The sequence below is a fragment of the Micromonospora chokoriensis genome, from assembly GCF_000718555.1.
Classification (GTDB): domain Bacteria; phylum Actinomycetota; class Actinomycetes; order Mycobacteriales; family Micromonosporaceae; genus Micromonospora; species Micromonospora chokoriensis_B.
This window is the reverse complement of record NZ_JOAN01000002.1, coordinates 261,418-275,043: the sequence shown is the minus strand read 5'-3', so window position 1 is coordinate 275,043 and position 13,626 is coordinate 261,418. Positions and strand designations below refer to the sequence as shown.

5 protein-coding genes are annotated in these 13,626 nt (G+C 63.7%); 1 reads left to right on the top strand and 4 read right to left on the bottom strand.

What is annotated here, in order from left to right; genetic code table 11:
- Positions 1 to 95: 95 nt before the first annotated feature.
- From IF46_RS0104655 to IF46_RS34215, 4 genes are all read right to left on the bottom strand, one after another.
- On the bottom strand, positions 96 to 284 hold the full coding sequence (locus IF46_RS0104655) for a thiazolylpeptide-type bacteriocin (RefSeq protein ID WP_030487016.1): 189 nt from the start codon (positions 282 to 284) through the stop codon (positions 96 to 98).
- A gap of 135 nt (positions 285 to 419) precedes the next feature.
- Positions 420 to 1,484: a hypothetical protein gene (locus tag IF46_RS33065; RefSeq protein WP_157562584.1), complete on the bottom strand. Its 1,065-nt coding sequence runs from the start codon at positions 1,482 to 1,484 to the stop codon at positions 420 to 422.
- A gap of 90 nt (positions 1,485 to 1,574) precedes the next feature.
- Positions 1,575 to 1,721 (bottom strand): hypothetical protein, encoded by a 147-nt coding sequence (locus IF46_RS34220; RefSeq protein ID WP_157562582.1) that lies wholly within the window; start codon positions 1,719 to 1,721, stop codon positions 1,575 to 1,577.
- A gap of 378 nt (positions 1,722 to 2,099) precedes the next feature.
- On the bottom strand, positions 2,100 to 2,597 hold the full coding sequence (locus IF46_RS34215) for a hypothetical protein (RefSeq protein ID WP_157562580.1): 498 nt from the start codon (positions 2,595 to 2,597) through the stop codon (positions 2,100 to 2,102).
- Positions 2,598 to 3,131: 534 nt separating this feature from the next.
- On the opposite strand from IF46_RS34215, the gene IF46_RS0104635 reads away from it, so the two are divergent.
- Positions 3,132 to 13,622: a LamG-like jellyroll fold domain-containing protein gene (locus tag IF46_RS0104635; protein ID WP_198041351.1), complete on the top strand. Its 10,491-nt coding sequence runs from the start codon at positions 3,132 to 3,134 to the stop codon at positions 13,620 to 13,622.
- Positions 13,623 to 13,626 lie beyond the last annotated feature (4 nt).

Genomic DNA, 13,626 nt, shown 5'->3' with positions numbered 1-13,626 from the left:
CGTGGCGGCACGCCGAAAAGCCCTCTTGGACGGTCATCGTCCGAGAGGGCTGTTCGGGAGAGGGCAAGGCCCTCGGGTGGTTGGTCGAGGAACGATCAGGCGGAGCAGGAGGTGGTGCTGGTGGTGCTGGAGCAGGTGCTGGTGGAGCTGGTGCTGCACGAGGCCGCCACCGCCAGCAGGACGCCGCTCGCGTCCGCGTAGTCCGAGATCTCGAAGGTCTCCGACTCGAGCTCGAGGATCTCGTTCGCCAGGTCGGCCAGGTTGGTCTTGTCGTCGATGTTCATCGCTGCTCCTCAGTGATGTCTGGGCTTTCCGTCTCCGGATCGGCCCGCCGTGTTGACTAAGACCATTCCATCGGGTGCCGATATCCGATCGACCTACGTCTCGCTGTCACTGCACTGACATCACTGGTCACCGGCTCAGCCGAGCCAGACCGGCCCCCAGGCCAGGTCCTGCGGGCCGAGCAGCGCGTCGGCGGCGACCCGGATCCCCAGCACCCGCCGGCCGGAGGTGCCGAAGACGGTGGCGTGGATGTCGTGCAGCAGGCGCTGGACGTCGCCCGGGGACAGGGCGCTGATCAGGGGAGCGGTCTCCGGCGGGCTCGGGACGGCTGCCTGGGACGTAGTGGGGAGCAGCAGGTCTCGGGTCCGGGCCGCAGTGAGGGCGTAGTCGATCGCCTCCTCGCTCTGCCGGCCCCAGGCTGCCGCCACGACGGCACTGGACGACCGACGTACGATGGCGGCGAGCCGCAGCGCCCCGCTGAACTGCGGGATATGGCGGGTGACGACGTCGAAGCCGGTGTCCGGCAGGGAGTGCCGCCGGCTGTCCCGGCTGTACCCGGACAGCAGGGTGAGCGAGCCGTCGAGAAGCCACGTCCACTCCGTCGCACCCGAGGCGCCGGCCACCGCGCGGCCAGCCGTCGGAACCGCGTTCGACGACATCGACCGTAGGCTGTCCAGTATCGCGTGCCGCAGCGCCAGGTCCGTCCGAGTCGCCCAGCCGAGCCCGCGGTGGGGCTGGGCGGGGTCGGACGTCCGCACCGCAGCTGCGGAGAATCGTGTCGAATCGTGTGCCGCGAGCGGCTCCGGAGCAAGCAAACCGGCCCACGGTGCCAAAATCGCCAAGGCGTCACCCGGTACGTGGGCAGCCGTCGGCATCAACTCGAGGTCCGTCAGGCTCCGAATCCCGGTCCAACGGGTCCGGCCCTCACCGAGCAGTACGAGCAGTGTGGTGACCCGATGCTCCGGGTCCACGATCGCCGCGGTGCTCTCGTCCGACCCGTCCACGCATCGGACGGCGTCGCGCACGGCAGCCTCGACCGATCCGGCGGTCCACGGCTTACCGCTCACCGAACCGGTCGTGATCCGCGCCTGCCGCCAGAGCGCGGTGCGCTCGGTCAGCAGCTCGTGCAGTTGCGGGTTTTCTGAACGTGGTCCGACGACTATCAAACCCGCGATGGGGGTGACCGGCACAGCTTCAGTCATCGGTCCTCTGCCTTCCACTGGCGTTCATCGGCGGGTCGATCCCACAACTGCGGACCGCCAAGGCCGGCAGGGCGAGTATTGATCGTGCGCTCAGTCCCAGGCGGTCGAGTTGTTGCTGTCCTCGACAACGACCGGGGGAGTGGTGGGGGCGGTCGAGTCGTCGGCGTTCGCGGCGGCCGGGAAGAGAAGCACGATCATGGCGGCCAGGGTGCTTGCGAACAGGGCGTTCTTCTTCATCGTGATCCCCAGTTCCCTTGCTTCGTCCGTCCGGCTGCTCCGTTCGGAACGCCTTAACTGTGCGGTCGGGTCACTGAGGGTGAATAGACGGAAGAAGCTGCCTGGCACGTAGTTCCCGGACGTTTGGGCGTTTGGGCCTGGACCCCGGCGTGCGTCTCCGCGAGGTGGGGCCCGCGACCGTTGACCAGGGCATATGCGTGGCTGAGCCGGGTGCGTTGGCTGGATTCAACGTGGGCGGGCTTGGTGGCGGTGGCGCGGGGACCTTCAGCGGTGGGGTAGGTCGGGCGGTGCCGCGCAGCGGGGTGGCCGCCCGTGGGCTCGACTATCGAGAGATGCAAGGGCCCGAGTTGATCCCGAGCCCTGAAACGGTCCGTAGTGTTAAGCGGCCTCGCTGATGATCCTTTGCACGGTCGTTGGAACCGTGTCCAGTGGTGTAGCTGGAACAACCGTTACCTGCGGGTCCTCATTAGCGCCACCAACGGCCACGTATCGCAGCTCGGGGAAACGAGAATAGCCATCGAGCATCGCGGCGATGGGAGCTTCACCAGTGGCGAAGATGAGAGCGCATTTTTGAAGCGCCAGACTGTTGAAGTAGGCCGCCGCGTTTGCCGGGGTCTGCGGTCCAGGTACGGACAGGTACTGCACCTTGACGAGTGTGGCGACTGACGCCGCTTGCATTCCCTTCCACGTCGCTTGGGCCTGCTCGCCAACGAGTCCCTTGTCGTCCGTGAGCAGGCAGGCGGTGGTGGCGCGGTACTGGCGTTCCCGTGGCGGGGGTGAAGAAGATGGCCAGAGCGCCCACGACGCGATGGCGGCCAGAACTGCCGCCAAGCAGAGGGCAGATACTGCCCATTTCGGACGCCGCCAGGCATGCATCGGTGGTCTCCTGTTCGGTGCTGTTTGGGGGATCGTACTGCAGGCAGTTAAAGGCCATGCGGCTAGACCGCGCGCGTTGAGCGTGCAGCGCATCCGTCCCAAATGTGTGCCCATCTGGTGAGATAACCGAAGGTGATCATGGCTGGTCGAATGGGATGTGGCGCCGCTTTCGTCGAATCGCTCTTGTGTTTTCAGCTTGTTTACAGGAAGCTTCCGCGCAGTCTGGCTCAATGGGGGAGAACTGTCATGCGTGGTTGGTCTGCGCCCGCCGGCGCGTTCAACGAGCGTGTCTGGCCGAGACGCGCGGTTGGGCATCTGACTCGGCGCATTGCCGTCTTCGTGACGCTGACGCTAACCGTGGCGGTTCCGGTGGACGCGGTTCCCCCAGGTCATGGGGGTAACCCCCTGACGTCGCTGTGGAATCTATTGTCTACTCGCCCGTCCTGGGCTTTTGCAGATCCGCCAACTCCTCAGCAAAAGCGTGGAGTCTCCCCGGATAGCGGGCATTACGTTCCTGCCAAGCGGGTAAACGACTTGGGCGAAGGAAAAGACAGAGCCAGGGGCGAACTGAAGCGCTATGAGCCGCATCGGGCCGATGCGAAGACGGTGACCACCGCTGCGGCCGGGGCCGGTTTTAGTGCGTCGATGAGCAAGCCGGTGTCTTCTGCGGCCTCGCAGAACGGGGACCTCCTCCAGAACGCAGATGGCTCATACACGCGCTGGGTCCACGAACACCCGGTCAACTTCAAGGCTGCCGATGGGTCCTGGCGGACAATCGACAGCACTCTGGCGCTGGGGTCGCAGGGGCGTCCGCAGGTGACCGCGAACTCGTTCGGACTGAGTTTCGCCGATGGGCTGACGCGATCCGACATCGGCTCGACAAGCCGATCCGGCGGATCGATCGCAGACTCAGTCGCCGCAGACGACCTCGTTCGGCTGACGTTCGACACCGGTCATGAGTTGGCCTATTCGCTATCTGGAGCCTCGATCGGTCTGCCCTCGGTGGATCGGGAGATCGCGCGGTACGCCGGCGTCTACCGGAATGTGGACTTGGAACTGGCCGCCATGGCCGACGGGGTCAAGGAGACCTTGGTCTTCCGGTCGGCCGACGTGCCGACGACGTACGAGTTTCCGCTGCGCCTCAAGGGTTTGACGGCCCGGGTCGGCGAGGGCGGCGCGGTCGAGTTCGTCGATGACGAGAGCACCATTGTCGCCACCATGCCGATCGGCTACATGGAGGATGCGGCGGTTGACGTATCAGGAGCGGGTGCGATGTCGCACGACATCCGCTATTCAATCGACACCGTCGGCGAAGTGCCTATCCTCAAGATGTCAGTTGACGTCGCATGGCTCCAGGATAAGGCGCGAAAGTTTCCAGTAGTTCTGGATCCGACGATCTCTACGACAAGCGGCGATACGTACGTTCAGTCGGGGGTTTCAGAGTCGGATCGGAAGGAAGAAAATAACGTCGCGGTCGGAACGTTCGGATTGGACAACGGTGTTCCTGGCAAGGCGAAGGCGCTGCTGCCGTTCCCGACGTTTGCTACCTCATATGCTGGGAAGCGACTCAGCGCGGCCACGCTTAACCTGTTCATGACCTACCAGGGCACGGGCGGCCCTTGTGAACCTCGGGAATTCGATGTCCGCCGAGTCACCGCCAACTGGTCATCTTCGGTGAAGTATGACACTTTCCCCGCCTATTCCGAATCGATCGGTAAGGCCTCGCCGAGCAGCACGGCTGCCTGCAATAACACCACCTATCCACCGCCCCGAAATGTCGGTACCTGGGTCGCGGTGCCTCTCGATACTGCGGGCGTCAACGAATGGGTAACCGGGGGTGGCAACTTCGGCCTGGCGTTGACCGCGTCGGAGACGGACACGGTCGCGTGGAAACGGTTCACTTCGGTGGACGCGAATGTTTTTTGCGCGCATCCAACGCGAGGCAGTATCCGGTGTGATCCGTTCATTGATATCACTTACAGCGACAACGTGCCGCCGCAGGTCGATTCGCAGTACCCCTCGAACAACTACGTGGTCGGTACGCTGACTCCGGAGTTGGCGGCTGGTGGCCACGACCCGGACAGTTGGCCCAACAAGGGTTTTCGCTTCAACTTCCTCGTCTACAACGACCAAGGTACGCAGGTCACCTCATCCGGTTGGGTTCCCGGCGTGTGGAAGGTCCCCGCGGGCGTTCTCTCCTGGGGGAAGACCTACACGTACGCGGTCGAGGTTGATGATTTCTCGTCCAAGAACCCTACGCCGACGACAAAGTCGGCCTTCACCACCCAAGTGCCGCAACCGATGGTGACGTCGACGTTGGCACAGAACGGTGGAAAGGGTTACGAGGCGAACATCGGTAACTACACCTCGTCGGATACGGACGCTCAGGTAGCCGCTGCAGGCCCGGCCCTATCCATCACGCGTGACTACAACAGCCTCGACACCAGGGTTGATGGTGCCTTCGCTAGCGGCTGGTCTTCTGTCTTGGACATGCGGGCCCGGGACGTCGTCGACGGCGCGGGTGTCCTGCAAACCGTGAACGTGCGTTATCCGAACGGGCAGGAGGTCGCGTTCGGTCGCAACAACGACGGCACCTTCATGGCACCGTCGGGCCGCTTCTCGGTCTTCAAATCCATCACTGGTGGGTATTCACTCACCGACAAGGATGCCACCGCGTACGAGTTCACGCGGTCCGCCGGCACCGGTGTCTACGCCATTACCAAGGTCACCGACTCGTCTGGAAGAGCCGTTACGTTCCGCTACGACGCGAGCGGCCGCGCCGATCAGATGAAATCAACGTCGAACCGGACGCTGTCCATCGCTTGGTCCACGCCGCCGAATTCGGTGTACCCGCACGTCTCGTCCGTCACCACGGATCCGGTGGTGGTGGGCTCCGCGAGCACGGCACTGACCTGGAATTACACGTACGACAACGACTTGTTGACCAAGGTCTGCCCGCCGGGAACAACCACCGCCTGCGCCAACTATGAGTACACCCGGGTCTCCCAGCACGCCACCACCGTGCTGAACACGGCCCCGTACTCGTTCTGGCGGTTGAACGAGGCTGCCGGTACGGCAGCAGCGGCCAGCTCCGTGCTGTCCAACGACGGCACTGACAACGCGACGTACAACAATGTCACCCTGGGTGGCTCGTCGCCGCTGGCCGACTCGACGTCAACCTCTGCGGAGTTCAACGGCACGAACTCGCTTGTCGCACTCCCGTCTAAGCCCGTCGCCGAGACGTCCTACCAGTCGATCAGCATGTGGTTCCGGACCAGCACGCCCACTGGCGTCCTGTTCAGCTATCAACGGGACACGGTTGCGCCGGGCGCGACCACGACTGGTAAGTACAACCCGGCTCTGTACGTCGGCTCGGACGGCAAGTTGCACGGCGCGTTCCCCACGGGAACCGACGGCGCGGCCATGTCGTCGCCGAACACGGTGACCGATGGCCAGTGGCATCATGTCGCGTTGGCCGGCAACGGTGGTAATCAGCAGCTCTACCTGGACGGTGCGCAGGTTGCAACGCTGACCGGCACCATCAGGCTCAGCGCGCTCGATGCGACAAAGAGTATTGTCGGCGCCGGTTTCCTCGGTGGCGCCTGGCCGGACCAGCCGCACACCACTGCCAAAGCCACCTACTTCACCGGCTCGATCGCTGATGTCGCCTTCTTCAACAAGGCTCTGACCGTGCCGATGGTCTCGGCGATGCATGCGTCGGGCAAGACCGGCACCGCTCAGCTGTCCAAGGTGACGAGCGAGGCGGGCCGCGTGCAGGCGCAGGTCTCCTACGACTCGGTCAGTGGTCGGACCAGCACGGTCACCGACGAGCACGGCGGCGTGTGGAAGATCGGTGCCCCAACCGCGTACGGCTCTAGTCAGGTCTATGTTTCCTCAGTGCTCGGCTCCCAGCCGACTGACTACTGGCGTTTGGGTGATATTGGGGCACCGGTAGACGCCGTCAACGTGGTTCACAGCCACGAGGCTCGTTACAACAACGTCTCGTTTAACACCGCGCAGCCGAATAGCACCAGTCCGTTCCCGGACACCTACGGCGCTGTCTTCAACGGCACCTCCTCGTACGTAAAGCCTTACGACCCCATGAATTCGGCTTACCCGGGTACGGCTTACCCGGAGTCTGAGGCGGCCACGGTCGAGATGTGGTTCAAGGTCCCGGCGAACCACGCCGCCAGCGGCGTGCTCTACTCGTACCAGTTTGCGCAACTAGGCGCGACGATCGCCGCTAGCTGGACGCCAGCGCTGTACGTCGGCGCCGACGGGTACCTTCGCGGGGGTTTCTGGACTGGCAGCGCGGCACCGGTGACTTCGACGAAGAAGGTCAACGACGGACAGTGGCACCACGTCGTCCTGTCGGCGTCGAACACCCTTCAGTTGCTCTACCTAGACAACACCATCGTGGGCGGAACCGCGGCGATGGTCGCTACTAACGCCGCGCACTCCTACATTGGTGCCGGCACCACCAGGTCGTGGCCCGGTTCGTCTGGCGACGTGAGCTACTTCAAGGGCAACATCGCCGAGTTTGCTTACTACAACCGAACGCTGTCACCGTTCGAGGTTGACTCGCACTTCAAGGCGTCGAAGAGCAGCCTGGCCGTCGGATCAACACCGACGTTGACCCCGGTGTCGAGCGTGGCGATCACTGACCCGACTGGAAAAACGTCGAAGCAGGTTTTCGACCTGCTGAACGGCGGCCGGATGGTCGCCTCGACCGACGTGTTGGGACAGACCACGTCGTTCGGCTACGACATCGGCGGGTACGAGTCGGTCGTGTACGACCCGCTCGGCATGAAGTCGGTGACCGGCCGAGACGTACGGGGCAACACCATCCGATCCACTGTATGCCGTGATCAGGAGTGGTGCGACACCACCTACTACAAGTACTGGCCCGACGCCACAACGGTGAACCTGACCCCAGACCCGCGAAACGATCAATTGATCGAGATTCGGGACGCCAGGTCGCAGTCCGAGGCGGACAACAAGTACCTCACCAAGTTCTCGTACGACACGTCCGGCAACCGGTTGAGCATGACCACGCCGCCCATCCCCGGTTATCCGAGCGGGCGTACCACCGCCATGACGTACACGACCGCGACCACAGCGGCCGTGGGCGGTGGTACGACTCCAGCCGGTCTGCCGTTGACCACGAAGTCTCCGGGCAACGCCCAGCAGAGCACCGAGTACAACGCCGCCGGTGACGTGGTGCGGGTGACCGACGCCGCTGGCCTGGCCACCGAGTTCGGCTATGACGGGCTCGGGCGCACGCTGACCAAGACCGTCAAAGCCGGTGCACCGACGGGCGACCTGACCACTACCTTCGTCTACGACTCGGACGGCCAGGTCATCCAGCAGGTCGAACCACCGGTGCTCAACCAGGTCACGGGTGCCACGCACACGGCGAAGTCGACCACCACGTACGACTCCGACGGCAACGTGACCTACCGGAAGGTCGAAGACACGACCGGCGGTGACGCGTACCGCGACGCCAGTAGCTTCTACAACAGCCTTGGCCAGGTAGTGAAGACTGTCGACGCGGTCGGCACAGTCACCCTGTTCGAGTACGACCTATACGGCAACAACACCAAGACGGTCACCTGCGACAGCAGTCCGAGTCCGTCGACCTCCTGCCCCGCCGGCGATCGGCTCCGCACCGTGGAGGAGGTCTACGACGCCGTAGGTCAGCAGCTCACCACGACGGTGACGGGGCAGGACGGCACCGCCACGAAGGTGTCGTCGAAGTCGTACTACGCCAACGGCAACCTCGCCTCGGACACCGACGCGATGAACTGGGTCACCCGGTACGAGTATGACCTGAACGACAACGTCACCAGGGTCACCCGAACTGACGGCGTCAAGACTCACGTTCAGGAGGAGAACTCTTACGACGCGGTCGGGAATCCAGTCTCGCGTCGGTCGGACAATGGGGCGAACTGGGCGACCTTCGAGTACGACGAGGCGAACCGCCTGCGTAAATCCGTTCTTCAGCCATACGATCTGCACCGCGTCACCAGCTACCAGTACGACGCGGACGATCATCCGATCAGCACCCGTAACTCCGTCGGTCAACTCGAGACGCCGCTCCAAACCGTCGACAACACGTACGACCCGATGGGGAACGTGACCTCGAAGAGCGTCAGTGTGAACCACAGTTCCGGACCGTCGGGCTGGTGGAAGATGGAGGAGCCTGGACCAGCGTGGGAGGCCTTCGACTCATCGCCGTCCCAGCAAACCCTGGCTTCCTGGAACGGTGCTATCCCGCGTTCCGGCGGTGCTGCGGTCTTCAACCGGACGACGCTGTACCGGACGCAGCAGCCGGTCCTCAACACCACCCAGTCGTACTCGGTCTCGGCCTGGGTAAAGCTGAACAACTTCAACACTTATCAGACGTTCGTTGGTGAAGGCGGATCGAAGCACGGTGCCTTCTTCCTTCAGTACAGCAAGGGCTTGAACAAGTGGGCGTTCATCTCGCCCAACAGCGATTCGGCCTCACCTTCGGCCTACTACTCGGCCAGCTCCGCAGCTTCACTAACTACTAACACCTGGGTGCACCTGGTCGGTGTCTTCGATTCGGGGACCAAGGCCATGACGTTGTACGTCAATGGCGCCCAGGGAGGCACGGGCACCAACCCCACGCCGTTCAACGCGATCACGCCATTGGGTGTCGGTGGAATCATGATGGGCCCCAACGAGGGCGATTACGTCGACGGAGCCATAGACAATGTGCAGATCTTCCAGCGCGCGTTGTCGGCGGCGGAGGCCTCAACGCTGTATGGCGCAGGCAACGGCCGTAGCACCGACACGACGGTTACCGGCCAGAGATTGACCACGAAGTACACGGTTGACAAGCGGGGCCTGGCCACCGCGATGACCGACCCGATGGGCAACCTGACGAGCTACGAGTACGACAGTGCCGGGCAACTGGCCAAGGTCGTCGCGCCGTCGGTGTCGACGGAGACCTTCGGAGGGTCCGGACCGGTGCCGGCGGTGCCGGTGTCACGGACCGGCTACAACACCTTCGGTGAGGCGACGGAGACCCAAGACCCGCTGACCAACACCGTCACCACCCGTTACGACGCGGTAGGCCGCCCGGTCGAAACGCTGCTGCCCGGCTACACCCCGCCTGGTGGCACCCCGATCACCGACGCGAAAACCATCACCGTCTACGACAAGCTGAGCCAGGTCGCGTCAACCACCGACCCGTTGGGCAAGACCACGACCTACGGATATGACTCGCTGGGCAACACGGTGAGGGCTACCGATCCGCTCGGCAAGGTGTCGACGGCGGCCTACGACAAGGTTGGCGACCAGATCGAGTCCGTCGATCCAACCGGCGCCAAGACGACGGCGACGTACGACTTCCTGGGTCGAAAGCTCACGTCGAGCCAGGTGGTCCGACAGCCCACCCCGACCACGAACACCACCAGCTATGACTACGGCTCGGGCGCGTACGGGACGACGCCTGCCGCTGGCCCGTGGCTGCAGAAGGTCACCTCGCCCGACGGGGTCGTCACGTCTTCGACGTACAACTGGCTCGGTGAACCGGTAACGGTAAAAGACGGTGCCAGCAACGTCACGACTACCGAATATGACGGCCTGGGGCGCCCTGTCAAGACGACCCTGGCGGACGACACCAAGCAGACGCTTTCGTACGACGGCGCTGGCCGAGTACTGCAGACCCAGAACCTCGACGCTTCCAACGCTGTGCTGACCACCCAGTCAATGGGATACGACGACAACGGCAACGTCACCTCGGTGAGGGACGCCCGAAACACGACCACCACGTTCAGCTACGACGCGCTGGGTCGAGTCACCGGCGAGGTCCAGCCGGTCACCGCCACGAAATCAATCGGCACCTCGTTCGGATATGACCTGGCGGGCAAACGCACTCGCTTCACCGACGGTCGCGGCAACCCGTTCTGGACGACATACAACTCGTGGGGACTGCCGGAATCGCAGATTGAGCCGTCGACGACGGCCTTCCCGAGCCTCGCAGACCGTACATTTACCACCAGCTATGACGCGGCGGGACGGCCGAAGAAGCAGGCGATGCCGGGCGGGGTCAACGTCACCAACACCTACGACGACCTGGGCAGAATCAAGCAGATCTCCGGCGCGGGCGCCGAGGTAGCCACCGCCGATCGGACGTTCGACTACGACGATGCCGGCCGCCTTACCTCGCTGTCTGTACCTTCCGGGACAAACACGCTGTCCTACGATGACCGCGGTCTGCCTCTCACGATCACCGGGCCGAATGACAACGCCTCGTTCTCGTACACCAGAGATGGCCGCATGGCATCGCGCAGTGATGCTGCTGGCACGACCAACTACACCTACGACACAGCAGGTCGTTTCAAGACGGCGACCAACCCCACCACGGGGATCAATCTAACCGTCGGTTACAACAAGGTGTCGCTGCCGGCGACGGTCACCTATGGCACGAACAACAACGTCCGTACACTGACGTATGACGCACTGCACCGGCTGAAGACCGACACCGTCAAGACGTCGAGCGGGGCACAGACCCTCGGATCAATCACCTACGGCTACGACAACAATGGCAATGAGACGTCGAAGGTCACGACCGGTTTTTCCGGCGCGGGATCGAACACCTACACCTACGACCTAGCCGACCGGTTGGAGACCTGGACCAGCGGCTCCACCACGACCAACTACACCTACGACGACTCCGGTAACCGGACCAAGGCCGGCGCGAAGGTTTTCACCTACGACGCCCGCAACCAGTTGACGGCCCAGACCGGAGCGGGCACGTACTCGTACACAGCTCGGGGCACGCTGCGTCAGACGACCGTCGGTACGGTCAACTACGCCACCTCGTCGAACGCCTTCGGCGAGGTGCTGTCCCAGCAGGGGACTGGTGGCGTCACCAGCACCTACCTCTACGACGCGTTGGGTCGAGCGGTGCGACCCGGATTCAAGTACTCGGGCCTGGGCAACACTCTTGCGCAGGACAACACCGCAACCTACACACGTGGCCCGGAAGGGGACCTGCTCGGCGTCGGCTCCGGTGCTGGCGCGGGTTCTCTGTACGCCTGGACCGATCAGCACACTGACCTGGTTGGCTTGCTGACCGCCACCGGCGCCACTTTGTCGGCATCGACTACTTACAACCCTCTGGGTGTGGTCACCGCGACGTCCGGTATGGCAGGAAGCCTCGGCTACCAGTCAGAGTGGACCGACAAGACGACTGGGCGGGTGAACATGCTCGCCCGCTGGTACAACCCGGACACCGCCCAGTTCGACTCCCGCGACACGGTCGCCAACAGTCCTCTGCCGGATTCGGTCACCGCCAACCGTTTTCAGTACGGCGACGCCAATCCGCTCACCACCACCGACCCGACCGGGCACTGGGGCCTCAAGAGCCTCTTCAAGGCCGCGGTGAAGGTGGTGAGCAACCCGGTTGCGACGTACAAGGCGGCGGTCAAGACCGTGGCCAAGGCCTACAACTACGTCAAGACCGTTGCGAAGACCACGGCAAAGAAGGCGATCAGTAAGGGCAAAAAGGCTCTTAACGTTGTCAAGGAAACCACTGTCCGCTGGGCGAAGAAGAAGATCAATACCGTCAAGGATGCCTACCATTCGGCTAACAAGTGCCTCTCCAGTGGGGTAGGAAAGTGCGTCAAGGCGACCGCGAAGAAGGCGGTCAAGTCCGCCGTGGAGAGTGTTAAGTCCACGGTCGATGCCATCAAACAAGATCCGTGGAAGTTCTTCGCTTCGGCTGCTGTCGGCTTGGTCGCGGCGGTCGCGGTCGGGGCGCTATGTGCCACGGGTGTTGGTTGTTTGATCCTGGCCGGTGCGGTCGCGGGCGCGATGTCGGCCGGTGCGGGTTACATGACCGATGTCGCCCAGGGAGATGAGGACTTCTCCTGGAGCGGGCTGGCCGGCAACATGATCGAAGGCGGCTTGGATGGCGCCTGGTCGGCCGGGGCGAGCAGGCTCACTGGCGGTCTTGGTGCCAAGCTTCGTGGTGGGTCTGGTGGCCGGGCGCCCGGCGTCTCGAGCCGCGCCGCAGGTGGGGGTGGGTCGCCGTCGTCCGCGTCGCAGCGGTCTCGCTCGGAGGAGCGGCCTTCGTCAGGCTCGGGGTGTTTGACCGGTGAGCACAGTTTCGACCCGGCAACGCGGGTGTTGATGGCGGACGGAAGCACCAAGCCGATCGAGGACGTCGATCTCGGCGACGAGGTGGTCGCGACGGATCCCGTTACCGGTGAGAGCGCATCGGAGAAGGTCACGTACCTGCACGTCAACATCGATGACGACCTGACCGATGTGACCGTCCGGGATGGTGAATCCGGTGAGACGTCGGTGTTGAAGACGACCGAGCATCACCCGTTCTGGGATGCCACGGACGGTCGATGGGTCGACGCCGGGCAGTTGACGCCGGGACACCGACTGCTGGTCCACGACGACAAGCGGATCGAGGGCGACAGCACCGGCGCCGGTATGGGTGGCGGAGGACCAGGACGTACCGTCACCGTTGTCAAGGTCGACGACGTCGACGGCAGCAAGACCATGCGCGACCTCACCGTCGACAACACCCACACGTACTATGTGATCGCCGGCAGTTCTTCGGTCCTGGTTCACAACAACAACCAGGAATGCCCCCGGCCGAACCATATTGCAGGACACACCAGGCTCGATTCGAGTGGAAGTGTTCGGTCTGGGCAGGAGCAGACATACTTCGCCGGTCGTCAGACCGCTGAGGAGCAGGCACAAGGTAAATGGAAGGGTGCCATGGCCTCGCACACCGAGGCCAGGGCCACCCGAGAGGCCGGCTCGCCATGGCCGTACTGGGTGCGAGGCGATGACGCGGCACTGGGACGAAACCCCGTCGAGCCCGGGGACACCATCCTCCTTGAAGGAGAGTTGCCGCCGTGTAGCTGGTGCCAGACCGCCATGGAGCAAGCGGCTGAACACACTGGTGCGAACTGGGTTTACACCTGGCAGGAAGAGGGATTTCAGCAGTTCTGGTGGCGCGGGCCGAACAGCTAGGATG